Below are 21,063 nucleotides of genomic sequence, written 5' to 3' on the forward strand. Positions count from 1 at the left end.
CCAGTTCCCGGGTTATTGCACAATGAATTCGGTAAACAGCACTTCCCGTAAGTCGAGGGGAGGCTGGTTTTCAGTAAGCGGGACGCTCAAGCGGTTGATGATTGCTTGGGCCAGCGCTTCTTTCCCTTCGGTGGACGTTAATTCATTAGCCTGTTTGCCTGATAATAAAATCAGCAAGCGGCTACGCACCTGGGGCATGTGTTCTTCAATAATCGCCTTACTTTGCTCGTTGCCAACCCGAAGCGTAATGCCGGTATAAAGCAAGCGAGAGCCATAACGATCATCTGCCAGATTGACAGTAAACGGGTCAATACGTGTGAAAACAGGTGGTACATGCTCAACTTCTTGCTGTACTTCGTCGTTTCCAGCATTGCCGCCGCGCTGATCCAGTACTAAATAAATAGCTGCCGCGGCACCTGCCGACGAAAGCAGTACCAATACAATCATTATCCAAAGCAGTTTTTTAGATCCGCCGCTTGCTTCTGCCATTTGCTGTTCCCATAAATTTCACCCGTAACACTAGCCAAGCATTATGCCTAACGCTGTTACAGGTGATGAAATGAACAAGCTCATTGGATGAGCCTATCTTTTGGTTTAGTTAAGTGATGCTGTGAGTCTCAGTGTCGTCACACTCAACGCTAACTCCTGAATTAAGCATTAAGCATAGAGATCTACACGGCCATCTTGGCTGCCTTGGACATCCACCTCAGTAGGTGAAGGGGCACTATCGTTACCTAACTCACCGCCTCGATTGCCAGCTGCTTTTCCTGGCGTTTGCTGGGCAAAAGCCTGCTCGTTCGGGTTCTGCTGTTCGCCCACAGAGGTTTCGCCTAATGAAATACCCTGTTCAGCAAGTGCTTCACGCAGTTGAGGAATGGCTTGCTCAATAGCCTGACGAACAGGTGCGTGTGACGATAAAAAGTGTGCTTGTGTGCCCTGTTCGGTCACCTTGAGCGTGATCGATAATGGCCCTAGCTCAGCAGGGTGAAGCTGCATTTTAACCTGGTGCTCACCGCCACGCTGAGCAAACTGAATTAACTGCTGCCCTAACTGGGAAGGCCAAGCGGGACTGTTAAGCGGCGTGTTTAAGGTCGCTGTCGCTGGGCTGTTGGGCATTGCTTGGCTTTGTGATGTCAGCGATGCAGGTAACACCTGCTCACTGCCTTTGCTCGCGCCACTGGTGACACTCGCCGTCTCTGCCTCAGCGAATAGGCTGGCCACCGCGTCAGCATTCACCGCTGGCGCTAGTGCAGTATTGAGCGGAGACAGCGCATGCATGCCTGGCTGCATGCTCGTAAACGGTTGGGCAGGAATGGTTTCCAGCGATGCCGCAAGTGTCGGGGTGTTAACAGGCGTGGTAGCCGCTTCTGCTGGCAACGCCTTAACGCTTGATGGGGTTGGGCGCGGGGCGTTGGTGACGCCAACTGCTTGCTGTGCTGTGGCTGCTAGGGCACTGGGTAGTGAGGAGCCAACCGCTGACTGAGCCAGCTCACCCGTATTGTTGGGTAGCGTTGTGGCTGAACTAGTGGCCGAACTATTGGCAGGCAACGGCGGCATGACTAATGCAGCAGCGTTGGTTGACGCTTGTGTCATTGCTTGTGATGTTTCTGCAACGACGCGCTCGCCTGCTTGGGCTACCTGCCCATCTCGCGGAACAACGCTAGTGGGGGCATCTTGCAGCGTGGCGGCGGTGCCATTAGCAGTTACAGGCGGCAATAAGGTTGCTGAGCCAGTGCTGGGTGCCGATGAAAGACCCTGTGGCGATCCACTGGTTGGCGTGGAAAGCGCTGGCTGTGCCGTTGTTTGCGTTGCCGTTGCTTGTATCGTCGGCTGCGGTGTTAAGGCCACTCTTTCGCCGGTTAACGCTACCTGCCCATCTTGCGGAGCAGCGCTAGCGGGAGTGCCTTGCAATGTAGCAGCGGTGCTATTGGCCGTTAACGGCGGCAACATGGATGCTGAGCCAGCGCTGGGTGCCGATGAAAGACCCTGTGGCGATCCACTGGTTGGCGTGGAAAGCGCTGACTGTGCCGTTGCTTGCGGCGCCATTGGTTGTGAAGCTGTTGCTTGCGTTGTTGTCCGTGATGTTTCTGCAACGACTCTTTCGCCTGTTTGGGCTACCTGAACGTCACGTGGAGCAGCGCTAGCGACGGTGCCTGGCAACATAGCGGCTTGGCCGTTAGCAGGTGAAACGGCGCTATTAGTGGTCACTGTAGTAGCTGCTTGTGCCCTCGGAGGCTGATGGGCGCTCAGTGCTTGAGTGTGATCTTGGCCTTGTGTCTGTGCTAGTGGAGTAGGCTCCGTGGCTAACGCGCGAACAGACAGCGCCGCAGGCATCGCGAGGGTTGTGCGATCAAGGAAAGAAGTGGCGGCAGTTAATGTGTTGGCAGACGCAAGCTGGTCGGGTGACGTCTGGGTCGTCGCCTTGCTTAAGCCTGTTGCTGCTGAGGGCGTCGCAGGGTTAGTAGGCTGTGCATTGGAACCCGCAGCGTTGGTTGCGGTTGGCGGCGTAGAATATGACGCGATGAGGGCTAAGCGCGACGCAACTTCTTCGATAGTAACCCGCGTGGTTGTCTGGGTCGTCTCAGTGCCTTCGCTAGCAGGCGACGAAGAAGCCTGTTCTGGTGTCCGGACTTGTTCTTGCGCTGCTGATGCCATTTCTAGCGTTTGAGCCGGCGCAACGCTATCGGCACCAGAAGAGAAGATGTCGGCAGTTTGCCCCTGAGCGCTTACGGTGGCGACTATGTTCGACAGTGTTTCCTCATCCAGCTCACTATCAAATGATGCTAGTTGTTTAACGATATCGCTCAGTGGAACTGTGGGTGTGTTTTCTGCCGAGGTGTCAGTGAGGGTGCGGGCCTGATAGCTTGCAGCCTGCGTAAACGCCTGGAGAAACATGCCTTGCGTCGCACGAGGAGAGCCTGGGGCTGCAGAAGAGCTTGATGACGAGTTAGCTCCCTGGCCCTGCATTGATAGCAATAGCTCAATAGTCATAAATACAGCTCCTCGGCGCGACGCTAATGCGCCTTATCATTCGGCTGGCGGGCTAAACGGTTAGTCACAAAGTCATCGCTCGATTTTTGCTCATGACGTTCTTGGCGGCGATGCTCTTCAGATAAGCGTCGTGATGTCAGCGTATCGTAGGAGGAAAGCTTACGCTGTTCCTGTTGCCAATGCTGCTGACTTTGCTGCACACGTTTTTGCTGGGCCACAAGCGCTTGCCGTGCCCGGCTGAGGGCGGCATCCAGCGACGCCAGGAATTGCTGATAGTTGTACATGGTGGCAGGATCGATGCCGTCGCGCATTGCCTTCTGTAAACGCTCGGCATACTCCGCCCGATAGCGGTTAAGCGACTGAAGCTGCGCTTCTGTTTGTTGCTGTGTTTGTCGTTCTTCTGCCAATAATTTCCCGGCTTTATCCCGCGCATCACGGGCTAAGCCTGTCAGCATGTCGAGCTGTGAATGACTCATCGCTAACCTCCCACTACCGCGTGCAGAGCTTGGCGTGATGCTTCAAGCGTTGCACACTCATCAATGTTTTGCTGAAGAAACCGTTCCAATGACGGAAAGCGGTTCACCGCCTCGTCCAGTCTTGGGTCGTGCCCTGGGCTATAAGCCCCTACGCTGATCAAGTCACGATTGCGCTGATAGCGTGAAAAGAGTTGTTTAAAGGTGCGGGCTTCTTGAAGCTGTTCAGGAGAGCTAATGGCGGTCATCGCACGACTGATCGAGGCTTCAATATCAATCGCTGGATAGTGGCCTGCTTCGGCTAGCGTGCGAGAGAGCACGATATGACCATCAAGAATTGCCCTGGCTGAGTCGGCAATAGGATCCTGCTGGTCATCGCCTTCGGTCAGCACCGTATAAAAAGCGGTGATTGAACCGCCGCCGCGCTCAGCGTTTCCAGCACGCTCGACAAGCCCGGGTAGCTTAGCGAACACCGAGGGTGGATAACCCTTGGTGGCGGGCGGCTCGCCAATCGCGAGCGCAATTTCACGCTGTGCCATGGCGTAGCGGGTCAGCGAATCCATAATCAGCAGAACGTTGCGCCCCGCATCGCGAAACCCTTCGGCCAGCCGCGTCGCGTAAGCGGCCCCTTGTAAGCGCTGGAGTGGTGAAGTATCCGCGGGCGCCGCTACGACCACAGCACGCCTGCGGCCCTCAGGCCCCAGGATATTGTCGATGAAGTCCTGTACTTCACGGCCACGCTCGCCGATAAGTCCCACCACGATGACATCCGCCTGGGTATAGCGCGCCATCATGCCTAGCAGCACGGATTTACCTACCCCTGAGCCCGCAAAGAGCCCCATACGCTGCCCACGGCCAACGCTCAGTAATGCGTTGATGGCGCGGATGCCAACGTCAATCTGGGCATCAATAGGCGCTCGGGAAAGAGGGTTAAGCGGCGTCGCATTAAGGGTTGCGCGAGGCGTATCCTCAAAGCTTTCACGGTCATCTAGCGGGTTGCCATTGCCATCGAGCACTCTCCCCAGCAGGTCATCGCCAATCGGAAAACGTCGGGCGCTGTGGCCACTGCCATCACTAAGTGGAGAGACTCTGGCCCCCGGCATAAGGCCAGAAATTTCTTCTAGCGGCATAAGAAACAGCTTGTCGCCAGAAAAACCAACCACTTCTGCTTCCGCATGTTTGTCGCTATCGTTCAACCGCCCATCTGCACCCGGTAATTCAATGCGGCAAGCACTCCCCACCGCTACGCGTAACCCCACGACCTCAATGACCATGCCCGTGGCTCGTATCACGCGGCCACTGGTACGGTAGTGAGGCAACTGGCTGACGCGCTGCGTTGTACGGCGCAGTGCTTTGCGCCAGCGGTAAAGGTGGGGGCAAGTTGCCTCGCTCATTGCATTACCTGTTTCATCAACGTGTGCATTTACCTTTGTATTAACGAGTAGAAGAGGGGGAATCACTGTTGTGATGGCGTTTGCGTAACTGAGCAACAACTGACTGCCAGCGGCTTTCAAACGTGGCGTCCAGCTCTCCTTGGGCACTGGTGATCCGGCACCCGCCACGTGCGAGCTGATCATCTGGCTGAAGCGACCAACTGGCTGCTTGTAGCTCGCTACCGAGATGCTCTTTAACTAGTGCATGGTCCTGCGGATTAAGCCAAAGACGTTGCTGGCCTACGAGCGGTGGTTCGGTATGGAGCAATTCACGAACGATCTCAAGAATTTGCTCAGGGCTCTCTTGCAGTGCGTCTGCAGCTAATTGCTTGCCGGTTGCCAGGGCAAGCTCGGCGAGGTCGTGTGCCACCGTCTCATCAATACGTTCTAGCGCATCAGAAAACTGTTTTGCCAGCGACCGTAGGGGCGCCACAGTTTTACGTATGTGTTGCTCTAGCTCTGTCTCTGCCTGGGCGCGCCCTTCACTAAGGCCTTGTTCAAGACCTTCTTGATGGCCTCGGGCTAAGCCATCCTGATAACCCGTTTTCTCGGCTTCCTGGCGAATGCGTTCGTAAAGTGCCTGGCGTTCCTGCTCTTCACGTTGGCGCGCCTGCTCGGCTGCTTTCTTGGCTGCCTCTACTTTGCGTTGTTGGGCGGAAGGCGTTGGTATGCCGCCCGGTTGTGAGCCTGTTGTCTGTTCAGCCAACTCGTCCATCTGCCAGCGCCGCCAACTGCCGTGACGGTCAAATTCAGGCGTTTTGGCGTTAGACATACTCATCGTCCCCGCCTGCTAAGACGATCTCACCGGAATCAGCCAAGCGGCGCACCACCTGCAAAATAGCTTTCTGTTCGGTTTCTACCTGTGAAACGCGAATAGGACCTCGGGCTTCCATATCTTCGCGAACAAGATCCGCTGCCCGCTGCGACATATTGCGTAGGAACTTGTCGACCAATGCTTCTTGGGCACCCTTGAGGGCCACCACCAAGGAGTTGGTTTCGACTTCTTGAAGCACCATCTGAATGGCACGGTTGTCCAGGTCGAGTAGGTTCTCGAACAGGAACATTTCGTCGATAATTTTTTGCGCCAAGTCTTCGCTGTGGGAGCGAACCGTTTCGATGGCCACTTCTTCCTGAGAGGAGTTCATCAGGTTGAGAATCTCGGCCGCCGTTCTGACGCCACCCATCTTGCTGCGCTTGAGGTTTTGGCCATCCAGCATGCTGGTCAGCACTTCTGTTAGCTCTTGCAGTGCGGCTGGCTGAACGCCGCTGAAGGTTGCGATACGTAATACCACATCGTTACGCAGCTTCTCTTCAAACAGCTCAAGAATATCGGCCGCTTGGTGCCGGTCCAGATGAACCAGAATAGTGGCAATAATCTGCGGATGTTCGTCACGAATCAGCTCAGACACCATGGAGGCCTCCATGAGATTCAGCGCATCAATGCCTGAGTTGCCTCCCGTGGTCTCAAGAATATCTTCAATAAGGCTAGTGGCACGTTCGCTCCCCAGCGCTTTGGTGAGTACCGAGCGAATATGCTCACTAGAGTTGAGGTTCAACGCCACAAACTCTTCGGTTTCTTTATGGAAGGCTTCCAGCACTGCTTTCATGTCTTCGTGTGAGACTTGATGCAAGCGGGCCATTTCCAGACTGATGTCTTGTACTTCGCTGGCGCTAAGGTACTTGAAAACCTCCGCCGCGCTATCCTCGTCCAGCGCAAGCAAGAGAATGGCGCTTTTGCGTGCGCCGGTCATCTCGGCAATCGGGCTACTCATGGGTGTTCATCCAGCTGCGGATAATCATTGCGACCATACGGGGATCTTCCTGGGCCATTTCACGCAGGTCGTTAAGATTGTGTTCGTACAGCGAGGTTTTGCGCCGCCGTTTGGGCTTGCTGCTGTAGGTATCCTCGTTCTCACCAGACGCAGATGCCTCGTTCTCTTGCTCATCTTCTTCGCTTTCGCCTCCAACGCTGGCGCTAAACGTACTGCCAGGCATGGCGGCAGCCATCACAGGTGGCTGGGTATAGCGCTTGATCAGTGGTCGTAGAATCAGCAAATAGAGCAATAGCGTTGCCAGGGCGACAAGCAGATAGCGGCCCAAGGTTGAGGCAATCGACAAGGTCTCAGGCTGTTGCCACCAAACGACGTCAGACGCGCTGTCATCGACACTGACGAACGGCGTATTAACGACTTCCACCTGATCGCCACGCGCTTGCGAGAAGCCCATGGCCTGTTGAACCAAGCGCTCTAGCTGAGCAACCTCTTCTGGACTTAGCGCAACTTGCTCTGCTTCGCCCTCGTCATTTACAACCTGGCGGAAGTTCACGACAACCGCTGCCGATAGGCGCTCTACCTGGCCAAGGCGGTGCTGAATGTGTTCAATGCTGCGGTCAACTTCATAGTTCACCACGTCATCTTGACGCAGGTTCTGTAAGGCGTTTTCAGGTACTTCTGCGTCCTCTTCATCAGCGTCGGGCTGATTGATAGGTGATGGCGCTACACCGGGAGGGGTGTTGCTCAATGCCCCTGGAATACCTGTCGCCAGAGGATCCTCGCCATCGTATGACAGGCTAAGCTGACGGCTGCGAACTGCAGACTCATTAGGGGCCTGGTTGGGTGCATACCGCTCTGAGGTCTGCTCGCGGCGAGAAAAGTCGATCTGCGCCGCTACCTGTGCGCGTACGTTGTCATTGCCAAGAATGGGAGACAGGATATTTTCGATACGACGCTGATAGGAGCGTTCGACTTCCGCGATGTAAGCCAGCTGAGAGCCATCCAGGTCGTTTCCTTGTGACGCTGTAGACGAAAGCAGGCGGCCATTTTGGTCCACAATGGTGACGTCTTCCGGTGCCAGCTCAGGAACACTGCTGGATACCATATGGACGATAGCGCTGACTTGCCCCTCGCCCAGGACACGCCCAGGTAGCATCGTCAGTACCACCGATGCTTTGGCGGGCTCACGATCACGAATAAAGACCGACGGCTTGGCCATCGAAAGATGAACGCGAACCTTATCGACGGGCCCCAGTGATTCAATGGAGCGAGACAGCTCACCTTCAAGGCCACGTTGAAAGTTAACTTGTTCAGCAAACTGGCTGATACCAAAGGCTTGATTCTCCATCAGCTCAAAGCCCAGGTTACCGCCACGGGGGAGCCCTTGCTCAGCAAGTTGTAACCTTAGCGTGTGTACCTGATCGCTTGGTATTAACAGCGCTTGACCGCCCTCGCTGAACTGATAGGGAACGCCGCGGCTATCCAGCTCCGCAATAATGCGTCCACCATCGGCTTCATTCAGGTTGCTATACAGAACCCGATACTCAGGGCTGCTGGCCCACATGAAAAGCGCAGCAATAATCGCAATAGAAGCTGCAGCAGCGACCAACAGCACAACCAACGGGTTGCCACGCAGCTGTTTTAACGTGCGCTGAGCCGTCGTGGGGCTTTTGGTGTCATTGTCTGCCGTTCCGCTGCGGGGTGCATGTTGTGTCGTACTATTCTGACGGCCTGCCGTAGCACCAGTTTCGCTCATGCGTGCCCCCACGAGGACAGGCAAAACTGATGACGGCTCAGGCGCATCACCAAAGAAGGCATAGGCTAATATCCGTCAATCGCGGTTATCCGCTAAAAAGATGAAGCGGAATTGTGATGGACGCCATTATCCTGTGGCAGGTCGAGCATAAATGAATGAACAGGTTGGCTTTTAAGGCGTATTTGTACGTATGAGTGTTCTGCTACCAGTGATAGGCTTTTGGTATTACTTCACCTTCCTTCGGATGAGGCGTGCTTATGAGTTCACCTGCGATACAATCAGCGCTGCAGCAAATGCAAGGTTTAGCTACCCAGGCAGCCCAGCCTATTAAGGGTGAGCATATTGCCACGGCGGTGGGCCAAGGCAGTTTTGGTAGTGAGTTGCAGGCGTCTATTCAGCGTATCAATCGGTTACAGCAGGCCGCCAATACAAAGGCGATGGCGTTTCAGGCAGGCGAACCGAACGTTGAACTGAATGACGTGATGGTCGACATGCAGAAGGCGAGCGTTGCTTTTCAGATGGGTCTTCAAGTGCGTAATCGCCTGGTAACGGCCTATCGCGACGTAATGAATATGCAGGTGTAGATAGCGTTTATTTGTTGGCGTCGAAAAAAGCTAGTAACAAGCGCTAATGAGAACACTGGGTAATTGATTAGCGGGTGGCGTAAGCAAGAGAGATCACTGGTCATGGCGAAGTAACCTCTCCTATCGCTTGATCAGGCTTCTAAAGAAATAATTCGTCCTTGTAGCTCTTCCAGCCGCTCTGCGACGAGCAACACCTCTTCGGCTGGTATTTGGCGAATAACATCACCGGTTTCGCGGTCGATGACCTTCGTGATGACGCGCCCAGATTGCTCACTTAGTACAAATTCCAACCCCCGTGGCCGCAAGGTTTCGTTGATCCGCTGTATAGGCTCCGCAAGCGATTCTTTGCTTACGTTGCGCGGCTCGGCTTGCTCTCCGCCAACGCCTGGAATGCCCGGCGTCTGCTTCAGCGATGTTTGTTGATTGGCTGGTTGGAAATTGGTTGATTGATGGTTGTTTGATGAATAGGGAGCTGTTGCTATCGAGATTAGCTCATCAATTAACAAGGGGCCCATAGACGGAATCCTTTAGAAAAAAGCCACACGGCGTGGTGGCAATAAAGTGATAAGGCCGTCGAGTCGTAGCTATAGGCCTCTTCACTGCTATCGGCAGGGGGGCTAAAAACTTTATTTTTGCATAGCGTAGGGCTGTGGTCGTTATAACGGCAGTCCAAAAGCTTCTGATATGCTCTGTCGCCTTTTTGTGGGTGTGACGTAATAACAACGTGGTAGTGAGCGAGACGAGAATGTCAGTCCAACAAGATGAATATGAAAGAGTTACCAGTCCAACGGCAGTCAGCTCTCTTTTAAATACCATGATCGAAGGTGGAGGGGTGTCGCTTTGTTTGGCCTCCGCTGATGCACGCCCAGAGCCTATCGTGTTGATGGAGCAGTACGCCGGCAAGACGCTAGTGATGGACTTATCCTCGGTCGATCATTTGCTAAATCGCTTACAGCAAGGTGAGTCGTTTTTTCTACGCGGCCACTCCCAGGGTAAAGTGGTGCGCACGCCGTTTCTGTCGTTAACCGAAACCCGCCATGCAGGGGGGCGTTTTTTATGTTGTAGCGACTACCCCGCGACCTTGGAAGTGCTCCAGCGCCGCGAGTCGTTTCGCGCTGAGCTGCGTTTAGGCATGGTTGTGCCCGCTTCAATATGTGGCGAAAGTGGTGATGGGGTTTACGGGGAGCTACGCGACCTTTCCCAAGATGGCTGCCAGATAGAGCTGCCGCTGACTGCCAGTGGCGTGTTGGCTGAAGCTGACTTGCCGCTAACGCTCGCCTTTACATTCCCTGATGGCACCTATTTTGAAGTGCAGGGTGTTCCGCGCCATCAAAAAACCGACCCTGAACGGCACTTATTGCGCGTAGGCTTCCGTTTTACGAATTGCGCCTCGGAACAAGAGCGACAAATTTGGTATTTTGTCTGTGAAATCGAGCGTGAAGCCGCCCGCTATAAAAAAGAGGCCCAGGATGATCGTCAGCCATCGCCGCTATTCGAGCAGTCTGGCAAACGTACGGCGGGAAGTGAGCATGTCGGGCGGCGTGATATTCGCCGCTATGCAACGCCAATGGCGCGGCGCTTAGTGAAAATTGCGGCTTATCTGGATGCCCAGCTGCTGCTTTTACAGCAAGGCAGCGACATCGATTCTCGCCAGCTATCACGTAATGCAGACCGTCTTTTGTTGCTCCATGAGGAAGACCGTGAAGCGCTGCTGTTTGCGACGCGCTGCTTGTCGCCAGAGCCGCTGCTTGTTCGCCATGGCATTGCAGTCGCCGTGCATTTGCTCGATTTGGTGGGGGCAAATATGCCCCGTGATGTGCGCAAAGCGATTGTAGCGAGTGGTTTGGTGCATGATCTTGGTAAGGCGCTTGTTCCACAAATACTGTTTAAGGCGCCACAATTCGAGGCCACTCATCGCCAAGCCATGAGTGAGCATGTGGCGTTGCTATTAGATCGTCTTCAGCACTGCCAGTGGCTTTCTGCTGCCGTTGCCCAAGCGGTGATTGGTGGTATTAACGAACGATTGGATGGTAGTGGCTATCCTGATGGCCTAACCGGCAATGATATTAACGAGCTAGCGAAAGCGAGCGCTGTGGTCGATGTGGTAGAAGCGATGCGGCGTGATCGAGCTGACCGACCCGCTAAAACGGCGCAGCAAATATATCGTCATTTGCTGAGCCACCCTCACCAATTTGATCCCCGCTGGACCAAGCGCTACATCGAGCATTTCAAACCACTGCCGGTGGGGTCGCTGGCGTATTTTTCCAGTGAACAGATGGCTTGGGTTGTTCGCCTTGACGAGCAGGGTGCGCCGGCTGAAGTGGCGCTGACCCGTCAGGCAGAGGCGCCCATTCGCGAGACGTTGGGCAATACGCTGCGTGGGGACGTTCTAGAAAGGTTGGGTAAGCCAACACGTGAAGTGGCGGTGTCTACGTAGCCGTTTACTGCTTGGCAAAGAGAGCGAAATTTTCTGAGCGAAAAGTAAGGTAAACATTAAAGTCTATTAGCCAGGCGCCGATACTAGTTATAACCGAGTCAATAAGCTCGATTTTGGACGCGAAACAGCTAACGAGAAACAGTGCGAGTCGTTGATCGTGTGGCTGTTGTTCACATTAATAAAGGAGAGCCCGCTTATGACATACTCCCGCGGTGGCGCCGCTTATGGCCGAGGTGCCAATGCCTACGCCCGCGTTGGCGTGGAAAGCGGCGTTATGTCAGCTGATCCTCATCAGCTCATTGTAATGCTGTTTGATGGTGCTCAGGCGGCCATCCGTGCGGCGCGTATTCATATGCAGGCAGGCCACACGGCTGAAAAGGGAAAGTCGATTTCCAAGGCCTTGGATATTATTAACAATGGCTTGGCGGCTGCGCTGGATCAAGAGAAGGGCGGCGATATTGCTGAGCGTCTTGCTTCTCTTTATGACTACATTTCCCGTTTATTGTTAGCCGCAAATCTTCGAAATGATGAAGACAGCCTTAACCAAGCAGAACGTTTGCTTGAAGACATCGCCTCTGCATGGCGTGAAATCGGTCAACAGCAAAGTGCGTGAGGCAAAGCATGTCGGCTTCTGAAACTGCTCGTGAAAATGCCCAGCAAGCGCTCATTGATGCGTACGCCAAGCTACTCACCTGTGTGACAAAAATGCACGAGCTCGCGCATGCGGAGCAGTGGGCGGAGCTTATCGAGCAGCGTACTCACTATGTGATGTCAGTTGAAGCGTTGCGTCAGCGCGATGAAGAGACCGTGCTTGATGATGATGGCCGGAAGCGAAAAACAGAGTTGCTGGAGAGCATTCTTGAGCATGATGTTGAAATTCGTCGTCGCTTGGTGGCTCGGCGAGATGAGCTAGGCAAACTGATAGGTGTTTCTCAACGTCAGCGAAGCCTGCATCGTGCTTATGCGCCTCAGCAAGGTGATACGGCGTTTTTCGATACCGGTAGCGATCAGGAGAAGGGGGCTTCGTGAGTGGCATTACGCCACTTATCGATACGCTCATGCACCAAGTGCTTGGGCGTAAGGGCGAGCTGTCCCAACGTCCTCTTAACGCGCCTGTGCAACCAGTACCGCCGGGTGAGGGGCCGCGCGCACTGCAAGGCGATTCAAGCTTGGATGGGCGCCCGCTATCATCGCCACTCGATGATCTTAGGCGTCTTTCCTCCTCGCTTGATGGGCAACGGCTGCCCGCTGCGAAGGGAGAGGCAGCCAGCACACCGCTAGGCTCAACGCAAACACACTTTAGCCCAGCGGCACGCACCATCGCCGATGTATTGCTGCGCTTTCCCGCACCACCCGCGATGATACGCCCGCAGGCGCCATTGATGGGATTGGAGGAAGCGCCCTCTGCTGCGGCACTAGCGAGTCGGTTAGAAAGCAGCGTTCGGGATAGCGGACTGTTTTACGAATCGCATTTAAAGCGATGGTTTCAAGGAGAGTCTTCCCGACAACAATTGCTGCGAGAGCCGCAGATGCAGCCAGGCCCACGACCTCTACTGCCTGTCAGTCTGGCCACGTTTGTAATGCCTCCTTTTGCGGCAAATGCCACATTGGGTGCGAGTAATACAAACGTTGCCATATTGCCGAATTCGCTGCTGATACCTGTGGCAAGTGACCAAGCTGGTTTGATGCGCACAGCCGCGCTTATGCCAATGGATAATACGCTGCCAGCAGGCGCGCAGCGTGAAAGTGTGCCTGCCAATGTCTCTGCGAGCGCTTCCGCCAGTATTGATATGGCAAGCGCGCGAGCCATGGAAGAGAGTTCGCTAGTGCGTGGTAGCCGTGAGATTGTGCATGAAAGTTTGCAGAGCCTAGTGCGTCAACAGCTCGATATGCTCGTGATGCCGGTTATTCGCTGGGAAGGTGATGTGTGGGCCGGTATTTTTATGGCATTAGTCATTCATATGCCTACCCGGGAAGGTGAGCGCGAAAGTGCCCAACAAGAGGCAGAAGGTGATGGTGTCTGGCAGTCAGATATGCAGCTCGACGTGCCTAATCTGGGAGCGTTCAGTGTATCACTGAGACTTTACCAATCAGTGTTAAGCATTGATCTGACCACGGATACCGCGTCGACTTACCAGTCTCTAGAGCTGGGGAGCGAGCGTTTGGAAAAACGTCTGCAGGCGTTAGATTTTCGCAGTGTTCAGGTGAAAGCCCACTATGCCACCTTGGAGAGTCATGATGGCGACCTCGGGTGAGCATCGTCGTCAAGCCGTCGCGCTAGCCTATCAAGATAAAGATCAGGCGCCGAGAGTGATCGCAAAAGGTTACGGCGAGCTGGCGGAGCGGATTATGGCGGAGGCACAGCGCCAAGGCATTTATGTGCACGATGCACCTGAGCTTGTGGCACTGCTGATGCAGTTAGATCTCGATGCCGAGGTTCCTGCAAGTTTATACCAGGTGATTGCAGAGCTTCTTGTGTGGGTATTTGAGTTATCCGAAGAAGGGTTAATTCCTCGGCAAGAGCGTTGGTAGCCAATATAAACGTTGTATGTAACCATGACAGAGGAATGTTAAAAACCTTTAAGGCGTCGATATAAAGTCATAATGAAACGCCCATGTCGTTCGATGGAACACTATGAGTCAAACAAGCTTTCTCGATGAAATTCAAGAAATTAATTTATCGTATTTACTTCTCGCGCAGCGCCTATTGGTCGAAGACCGTGAGGCAGCGATGTTTCGCTTAAAAGTAGACAGTGAGCTTGCCGATCTGCTGGTGTCTCTAAATGCTCGGCAGTTGACGAAACTGGCACGCAATAATCAGCTGATATGCAGGCTAAGCCAAACGAGCGTCCATCAACTGCGCAAAATTACTCAGAATCCTCGGGATCAAGGTCTTTCAGGGTTACATGCTTCTTTACTGTCGGCTTGTGAAGCGTTTGAGGTGTTTCCAGTAGGAGAGTCCGAGTGAGTCAGAAAAGCTTGGTTGATGAAATGCACCAAGTACAACTGGCCATAGAGCTGATTGAGTTAGGTGCACGCTTACAAGTACTAGAGACCGAAACAGACCTAAGTCGCACGCGCTTGATTAAGTTGTACAAAGAAGTGCGGGGGATGTCGCCGCCTAAAGGTATGCTGCCTTTTTCCGCGGACTGGTTCGTAACGTGGCTGCCAAACGTGCATTCGTCGCTTTTTTACAATATTTACAACAGTATACAAAAAAATACCTGCTGTGAGCGTATTGATGCCTTTGTCAAAGCCTACCGCCTGTATGAAGAGCAGATAAACCTTGAAAACGTTGACCCGGTGCTGGGGCTTACCCGGGCGTGGACACTGGTACGGTTTTTTGAAAGTGACTTGCTGCAGCTCAACATGTGTACGCGTTGTGAAGGGCACTTTGTCGCGCATGCGCATAGCCCCGCTCATGATTATGTTTGCGGTATTTGCCAGCCTCCCTCGCGAGCTGGCAAAACGCGCAAGGCGCGGCTTTAAAAGATAAAAAACGGCCACGCCCACAGCGGGTAAGCATATAACCAATAACGTGCGTCTTTAACGCATAGATAGCACCAAAAGGGGTGGGTACTTTTTCATTAGAACTGCCTACGCCTGCGTATGCTATGGCTAAGAAACGCGTGGAGCGGGACTTTTCTGTGTCTTCTTTTTGAAACACGGAAATAGCGTTCCCTTGAGATAAAACTGATACCGCAAGGACACTGCTTGTGCTGATTCCTCTGGGTTATTTGGTCGTACTGCTATCTGTCTTTGGCGGTTATGTGATGGCAGGTGGTAGCTTGGGCCCCCTGTACCAACCCCTGGAGCTGCTGATTATTGGCGGTGCAGGCGTTGGTGCTTTTATTGCTGCAAATAACGGCAAAGCGATTAAAGCCACGTTTAAAATTCTTCCCAGGCTCAAACGAACCAAAAAATATAACAAAGCACTGTATATGGAGTTAATGGCGCTGCAATACAAGATCCTCTCTAAAGTGCGCCGCGAGGGGATGTTGGGCATTGAGCGTGACATTGACAACCCCCAGGAAAGCCCCCTGTTTCAAGAGCATCCCACGGTGCTTGCAGACCCTCATATTATGGATTTCTTAACCGATTATCTGCGGTTAATGGTGAGCGGTGGCATGGAGCCGATGGAAATCGATGAGTTAATGCTTCACGAAATCGAAGTATTTGAGCAGGAAGCCCATATTCCCATCGATGCGATTGCCAAAGTCGGTGATGCAATGCCTGCGTTCGGTATCGTAGCGGCGGTAATGGGGGTTATTAAAGCACTGACCTACGCAGATGCCAGTCCTGAACAAATGGGACAAATGATTGCCATGGCATTGGTGGGTACCTTCCTGGGGATTTTAATGGGCTATGGATTTATTAGTCCTATCGCTAGCTATGCTGAACGGCAAGCCAAAGAAGCAGAGAAAATGCTTCAGTGTATCCGTGTCACGCTGCTGGCTAGCCTGCATGGTTATGCTCCCCAGTTAGCCGTTGAGTTTGGCCGGAAAGCATTACACAGCACCGAGCGCCCCAGCTTCACAGAGCTTGAAGAGTATGTCCGCGACGCTAAAAAGGGCGGTAATGCATGAGTAAGGGGGGCGATAAGCGTCCGATTGTTATTCGGCGCAAAAAAGTGGTGCATGCCCACCATGGCGGTGCGTGGAAGATTGCCCTTGCCGACTTCATGACAGCTTTGATGGCGCTGTTTCTGGTCATGTGGATTTTAAGTGTTTCCGACGATGAAACCCGCCGCAGTGTTGCGGAGTACTTCAGTACGCCATTAATAACGGCAATGACCAGTGGTGACCGATCAGGAAGCACTCAGGTGATTCCAGGTGGTGGCCCAGATCCTACCCACAGCGATGGCGAACGTGCCCGAATCGATGTGCTTCAACATAGCCGCCCTAGTGCTCAGGAGAGGCGTTTCTTCAACGACTTGCAAGAGCGCATTGAGCGAGCCATTGAACAAGACCCCGAGCTGCGCCACCTACGCAGCCAAATGCGCTTTGATTTAACCCGCGAAGGGCTACGTATTCAGCTGCTCGATACGGAGCAGCGGCCCATGTTTGAGTTAGGCCGCGATCAAGTAGCTCCTTACATGCGCAGCCTGTTACGTACGATGGCACCGCTACTCAACGAATTGCCCAATGATTTAAGTATCAGCGGCCACACTGACAGCGTGCCCTATGCAGGCGGTTATCGAGGTTACAGTAACTGGGAGCTGTCCAATGATCGAGCAAATGCCTCTCGGCGTGAATTAGTTGCCGGCGGGCTTGATCCAGATCAACTGCTGCGCGTATCGGGCTTTGCCGATCGTGTCAGGTTGCCTGACACTGCGCCGACAGACCCGATTAATCGTCGCATTGAGCTCGTTGTCTTATTGCCAGAAATCGCAGAAGCGATTCGTAATCCAGGCGTTATGGGGCTTGATAGCCCATTACCTGATGAAGATGCGCTTTTAGAGGCGCTGCCACAAAGCGTGCCTCAGAGCGATGAAAGCGAATGAGCAGGGCTTATCACAACACAAAGACGTTTATGTGGAGCGGTGCATGGATATAGCGGATTTTTTTGACACCTTTTTTGAAGAGGCCGAAGAGCTGCTGGCCGATATGGAGCAGCATCTGCTGGAACTGGATGTCGATGATCCGGATAGCGAACAGCTAAACGCTATCTTCCGCGCCGCCCACTCCATAAAAGGCGGCGCCGGTACCTTCGGCTTCAGCGTGTTGCAGAAAACCACGCACATCTTTGAAAACTTGTTAGATCACGCACGCAAAGGTGAGCTGACATTGCGAGCCGACCTCGTTGATACTTTTTTAGAGGCAAAAGACATCATGCATGAGCAACTCGATGCCTATCGCAACGAGGAAGAGCCCAACCAAGAAGCCTACGAGCGAATTTGCCAGACACTGCAGCAGATCGCACTAGAAGAAATTGGCCAGACGTTGGATGCACCTGCGGTCCCCGCGCCAACGATTGAAAAGAAAACATCAGCCAGCGCCGAGGCTGCTGAACCCTCCTCGCTAAGCGAGCGCCATCTGTTGGTTGCGCTACTGAATGTTAGCGAAAAAGATCGCACGTTGCTGGTAGAAGAGCTGGAGCAACTGGGTGATGTCCAGTCTCACTCGGGTGATGAAAAACGTTACGAAGTAACGCTAACAGGTGACGTTAGTGCTGACGATATTGAAGCAGTGATGTGCTTCATTATTGAGCCTGAGCAGATTGAAATTAGCGTAGTAGCGGTTGAAAAAAACGAAGAGGCTAGTGTTAGCCCTGAGTTAGACGCGCCAGTAGCCGTGCCTACTGATGTTGTTGAGCCTACTAATAGTGTTAAGCCTGCGGCGCCAGCGGTGGCTAAACCTGCTGATAGAGCACCTCCGCCAGAGAAGCCAGCGAAATCCGCCCCTAAAAAAGCGGCCGCAGAGTCAGCCTCAATCCGTGTGTCGGTAGATAAAGTCGACCAAATCATCAATTTGGTTGGCGAGCTGATTATTACCCAGTCGATGCTAGACCAAACGGTCAGCGACCTTGGCGATCAATCCGTTGGCAATAGCTCGCTACAAAATGGCATGAGTCTGCTACAGCGTAACGCGCGGGATCTTCAAGAAGCGGTGATGTCGATCCGCATGATTCCGATGGAGTTTGTGTTTAGCCGATTCCCCCGTGTAGTGCGTGATACCGCCGGTAAGTTGGGCAAAGAAATTGAGCTTATCACCGAAGGCAAGTCCACCGAACTGGATAAAAGTCTGGTTGAGCGCATTACCGATCCGTTAACGCACCTAGTACGTAACAGCTTGGATCACGGCATCGAAATGCCGGATGAGCGCGAAGCGGTAGGTAAGCCCCGAGTTGGCAAGTTGGTGTTATCGGCACGCCACCAGGGCGGCAATATTCTGATTGAAGTGCGTGATGATGGCGCGGGCATGGATCGTGATCGGTTGTTGGCTAAGGCGCGTGAAAATGGTTTGAACGTTTCCGACAACATGTCTGATGAGGAAGTTTTTCAGCTGATTTTTGCGCCGGGTTTCTCCACGGCAAAAGAAGTCACAGACGTTTCTGGCCGCGGTGTCGGAATGGATGTGGTAAAGCGGAATATTCAAGGCATGGGTGGCCGGGTTGAAATCCAATCCAAGAAGGGTGAAGGCACCAACACGCGCATCGTGTTGCCGCTGACACTTGCCATCCTTGACGGCATGTCGATCAAAGTGGGCGGCGAAACCTTTATTTTGCCGCTTTCCACGGTACTTGAGTCGTTGCAGCCTGCCAAAGGCGATATGTATGCCATGGCGGGTGATGATGTGGTGCTTAAAGTGCGCGATGAGTACCTGCCGGTCATCGCGATCCATGAAGTGTTGGATGTGGAAAATGCCATTACCGACCCGACCAAAAGTATTGCCGTAATCGTGCAGGGGGAGGGGCGTCGTTATGCCATGTTGGTCGATGAGCTGATTGGCCAGCAACAGGTGGTTGTAAAGAACTTAGAAGATAATTACCGCAAAGTGCCGGGCGTTTCGGCGGCGACCATCCTTGGTGACGGTAGCGTCGCGCTAATTCTAGATATTACAGGTTTACACCGGTTAAGCCGTGCCAAGAAAGAAGCCGGAAAACAGGTGAATTATCCCCATCTCTCTTATTACCAGGAGGCCGAGCCGTCATGAGCCAGGCAAACAATGGAGCGGTGTTGTCCGCCGCAGAAGCCGATAATCGCGAATTTTTGGTGTTCTCTTTGGGAGAAGAAGAGTATGCCATTGATATCCTGAAGGTTCAGGAAATACGCGGCTATGAAAACGTCACGCGTATTGCCAATGCCCCTGATTTTATTAAAGGGGTGACCAATCTACGCGGCGTCATTGTGCCTATTGTCGATCTGCGCATTAAATTTCACCTAGACAGTGTGGAGTACGGTGGCCAAACCGTTGTCATCGTGGTCAATGTCGCCGACCGCGTCGTTGGTATTGTCGTGGACGGCGTTTCCGATGTCATGACACTAACACCCGAGCAAATAAAACCAGCGCCTGAGTTTGGTGTAACGCTCTCCTCCGATTTCTTAAGCGGATTAGGCAGTCTTGAAGACCGCATGCTGGTGTTAGTTGATATCGATAAGCTGCTGACCAGCGAAGAAATGGCTTTAGTCGATAGCACAAGCAGCCGCTAATCCCTTTGTGACTGGGCACAGGGAGAGTGCCTTCTTAAGCCAAAAAAACAGCCCTCTCTGGTGCTACGGATAGCATCGGCCACTACGGTTGTATTTGGAGTAATGCGTGTGACACCGCTACTGCGTCAAATGATGAGCAATATGACCGTGCGCCTTAGTTGGGGGCTGGTATTAGCCACTTTTTCAATGTTGGTGGTGGTGGCCTGCGGTATAGGTCTTTATGCACTCCACCACGGTGCCGCTATTGTGCAGGCATCGAGTGATTTGCAGGCGCAGCAAGCGGCGTTCAGTGAGTTTGCGACACGCATTCGCTGGGTGCTGATTGGCGTGGTCATTATGACCGGCGTAACGGTCGCGGTGGTGGTGTGGGGAGTGACTGTTAATGTGTTGCGTCCCCTGGATCGTCTGGTCGGTTACTTTGAGAAAATGGCTCAGGGCGATCTAAGCCAGCAAATTACCTCGCCTGGTAATAATGAAATTGGCAGGTTGTACACAGCGATGGCGCACATGCAGTCTTCACTGTCTGAAACCGTTGGTGTGGTACGCCAAAGCGGCGCGTCAATTTTTGAGCGCTCTCAGCATATTGCCAGTGGCAATAACGACCTCTCCTCACGTACTGAACAGCAGGCCTCTTCGCTAGAAGAGACGGCCTCGAGCATGGAGCAGTTAGCCTCTACCGTTGGGCACAACGCAGACAATGCACTACAAGCCAGTCAGCTCGCCAATGAGGTAACGCTAACCGCCAGACGCAGCGGCGAAGAAGTTGCCAATATTGTTGAAACCATGCAGGACATTAGCGCGAGTTCCCACCAAGTTGCCGACATTATTACGGTGATCGATAACATTGCTTTTCAAACCAATATTCTCGCCTTAAACGCGTCAGTAGAAGCCGCCCGTGCTGGCGAGCATGGCAAAGGGTTTGCCGTTGTTGCGCAGGAAGTTCGCAGTCTCGCTAGCCGCAGTGCTAATGCTGCCAAAGAAATTCGTACGCTGATCGATGCATCGCTTGGCAAAGTGGATGCGGGTACCCAACGGGTGAATCACGCGGGAAAAACCATGCAGGATCTTGTCGCCGCGGTGCAGCGTGTTAACGATATTATGGATGAGATTGCGGCCGCCTCTGAAGAGCAAAGCAACGGTATCGGGCAAGTTAATCAAGCAGTTGCCCAAATGGATCAAGTTGTTCAACAAAATGCCCAGTTGGTTCAACAGGCAGCACGCAGCGCTAATGAATTAGAAAGCGAAGCGGCACGCCTTAGAGAAGCGGTTGAGCGCTTCCATGTGACGCCTGCCCTGGCTGAGGGGAAACAGGAATCTGGTTATGCCATGCGGCCCCGCGCTCTTCAGCAAGTACCTGCCGCCCAAACTCCAGCGGCCAAAAAAATACCCGCTCGCAACACGGCAGTCGATGAGTGGGAAGCATTTTAAGCCTTGCGGTTTAGGCTCATTACTTCCTCGGCTTCAA

At 53.4% G+C, this 21,063-nt stretch carries 21 protein-coding genes; 13 read left to right on the forward strand and 8 right to left on the reverse strand.

Annotation, left to right across the window (positions count from 1 at the left end):
• Positions 1–12: 12 nt before the first annotated feature.
• From fliL to fliF, 7 genes are all read right to left on the reverse strand, one after another.
• Positions 13–489, reverse strand: a complete 477-nt coding sequence (gene fliL / locus K7H08_RS12095; protein WP_038480166.1) for a flagellar basal body-associated protein FliL — start codon at positions 487–489, stop codon at positions 13–15.
• Between the two features lie 168 nt (positions 490–657).
• Positions 658–2,991 (reverse strand): flagellar hook-length control protein FliK, encoded by a 2,334-nt coding sequence (locus K7H08_RS12100; RefSeq protein ID WP_231658099.1) that lies wholly within the window; start codon positions 2,989–2,991, stop codon positions 658–660.
• A gap of 23 nt (positions 2,992–3,014) precedes the next feature.
• Positions 3,015–3,467 (reverse strand): flagellar export protein FliJ, encoded by a 453-nt coding sequence (gene fliJ, locus K7H08_RS12105; RefSeq protein ID WP_038480169.1) that lies wholly within the window; start codon positions 3,465–3,467, stop codon positions 3,015–3,017.
• Between the two features lie 2 nt (positions 3,468–3,469).
• On the reverse strand, positions 3,470–4,858 hold the full coding sequence (gene fliI / locus K7H08_RS12110; protein ID WP_038480172.1) for a flagellar protein export ATPase FliI: 1,389 nt from the start codon (positions 4,856–4,858) through the stop codon (positions 3,470–3,472).
• 40 nt (positions 4,859–4,898) lie between these two features.
• Positions 4,899–5,669 carry a flagellar assembly protein FliH gene (gene fliH, locus K7H08_RS12115; RefSeq protein WP_038486457.1) on the reverse strand — a complete coding sequence of 257 codons (771 nt, stop codon included), beginning with the start codon at positions 5,667–5,669 and terminating at the stop codon, positions 4,899–4,901.
• Positions 5,662–6,669 (reverse strand): flagellar motor switch protein FliG, encoded by a 1,008-nt coding sequence (gene fliG / locus K7H08_RS12120; RefSeq protein ID WP_038480175.1) that lies wholly within the window; start codon positions 6,667–6,669, stop codon positions 5,662–5,664. The genes fliH and fliG overlap by 8 nt, the downstream gene beginning before the upstream one ends.
• A complete protein-coding gene (fliF, locus tag K7H08_RS12125; protein ID WP_198349565.1) occupies positions 6,662–8,425 on the reverse strand; it encodes a flagellar basal-body MS-ring/collar protein FliF in 1,764 nt (587 codons plus the stop codon). The genes fliG and fliF overlap by 8 nt, the downstream gene beginning before the upstream one ends.
• Before the next feature lie 257 nt (positions 8,426–8,682).
• Here fliF and fliE point away from each other — a divergent pair, with 257 nt between their 5' ends.
• Complete coding sequence (gene fliE / locus K7H08_RS12130; protein ID WP_038480180.1) at positions 8,683–9,009, forward strand: flagellar hook-basal body complex protein FliE; 327 nt, start codon at positions 8,683–8,685, stop codon at positions 9,007–9,009.
• A gap of 131 nt (positions 9,010–9,140) precedes the next feature.
• Here the strand turns inward: fliE and K7H08_RS12135 are convergent, their stop codons facing one another.
• Positions 9,141–9,524: a flagellar protein FlaG gene (locus tag K7H08_RS12135; RefSeq protein ID WP_084183644.1), complete on the reverse strand. Its 384-nt coding sequence runs from the start codon at positions 9,522–9,524 to the stop codon at positions 9,141–9,143.
• A 230-nt stretch (positions 9,525–9,754) separates the two neighbouring features.
• Here K7H08_RS12135 and K7H08_RS12140 point away from each other — a divergent pair, with 230 nt between their 5' ends.
• The 12 genes from K7H08_RS12140 to K7H08_RS12195 all read left to right on the forward strand — a co-directional run bounded on the left by K7H08_RS12140 (position 9,755) and on the right by K7H08_RS12195 (position 21,026).
• Positions 9,755–11,446, forward strand: a complete 1,692-nt coding sequence (locus tag K7H08_RS12140) for an HD domain-containing phosphohydrolase (RefSeq protein ID WP_231658100.1) — start codon at positions 9,755–9,757, stop codon at positions 11,444–11,446.
• Between the two features lie 196 nt (positions 11,447–11,642).
• A complete protein-coding gene (fliS, locus tag K7H08_RS12145) occupies positions 11,643–12,059 on the forward strand; it encodes a flagellar export chaperone FliS (RefSeq protein WP_038480185.1) in 417 nt (138 codons plus the stop codon).
• An 8-nt stretch (positions 12,060–12,067) separates the two neighbouring features.
• Positions 12,068–12,475: a flagellar protein FliT gene (gene fliT, locus K7H08_RS12150; RefSeq protein ID WP_198349563.1), complete on the forward strand. Its 408-nt coding sequence runs from the start codon at positions 12,068–12,070 to the stop codon at positions 12,473–12,475.
• On the forward strand, positions 12,472–13,701 hold the full coding sequence (locus tag K7H08_RS12155) for a flagellar hook-length control protein FliK (RefSeq protein ID WP_231658103.1): 1,230 nt from the start codon (positions 12,472–12,474) through the stop codon (positions 13,699–13,701). Before fliT ends, K7H08_RS12155 begins: the two co-directional genes overlap by 4 nt.
• Positions 13,685–13,978 (forward strand): EscU/YscU/HrcU family type III secretion system export apparatus switch protein, encoded by a 294-nt coding sequence (locus K7H08_RS12160; protein WP_089040063.1) that lies wholly within the window; start codon positions 13,685–13,687, stop codon positions 13,976–13,978. Before K7H08_RS12155 ends, K7H08_RS12160 begins: the two co-directional genes overlap by 17 nt.
• Before the next feature lie 103 nt (positions 13,979–14,081).
• A complete protein-coding gene (flhD, locus tag K7H08_RS12165; RefSeq protein ID WP_231658105.1) occupies positions 14,082–14,414 on the forward strand; it encodes a flagellar transcriptional regulator FlhD in 333 nt (110 codons plus the stop codon).
• The gene (gene flhC / locus K7H08_RS12170; RefSeq protein WP_231658107.1) at positions 14,411–14,935 is read left to right on the forward strand and encodes a flagellar transcriptional regulator FlhC; all 525 of its coding nucleotides are present in this window, start codon (positions 14,411–14,413) and stop codon (positions 14,933–14,935) included. Before flhD ends, flhC begins: the two co-directional genes overlap by 4 nt.
• A gap of 227 nt (positions 14,936–15,162) precedes the next feature.
• A complete protein-coding gene (gene motA / locus K7H08_RS12175) occupies positions 15,163–16,032 on the forward strand; it encodes a flagellar motor stator protein MotA (RefSeq protein ID WP_083000341.1) in 870 nt (289 codons plus the stop codon).
• On the forward strand, positions 16,029–16,949 hold the full coding sequence (gene motB, locus K7H08_RS12180) for a flagellar motor protein MotB (protein ID WP_038480205.1): 921 nt from the start codon (positions 16,029–16,031) through the stop codon (positions 16,947–16,949). Before motA ends, motB begins: the two co-directional genes overlap by 4 nt.
• Positions 16,950–16,992: 43 nt before the next feature.
• Positions 16,993–19,101 (forward strand): chemotaxis protein CheA, encoded by a 2,109-nt coding sequence (gene cheA / locus K7H08_RS12185; RefSeq protein WP_231658109.1) that lies wholly within the window; start codon positions 16,993–16,995, stop codon positions 19,099–19,101.
• A complete protein-coding gene (cheW, locus tag K7H08_RS12190) occupies positions 19,098–19,598 on the forward strand; it encodes a chemotaxis protein CheW (protein ID WP_038480211.1) in 501 nt (166 codons plus the stop codon). The genes cheA and cheW overlap by 4 nt, the downstream gene beginning before the upstream one ends.
• A 102-nt stretch (positions 19,599–19,700) precedes the next feature.
• On the forward strand, positions 19,701–21,026 hold the full coding sequence (locus K7H08_RS12195; RefSeq protein WP_231658111.1) for a methyl-accepting chemotaxis protein: 1,326 nt from the start codon (positions 19,701–19,703) through the stop codon (positions 21,024–21,026).
• Positions 21,027–21,063: the final 37 nt, after the last annotated feature.

This window comes from Halomonas sp. IOP_6 (assembly GCF_021151565.1).
Taxonomy (GTDB): domain Bacteria; phylum Pseudomonadota; class Gammaproteobacteria; order Pseudomonadales; family Halomonadaceae; genus Vreelandella; species Vreelandella alkaliphila.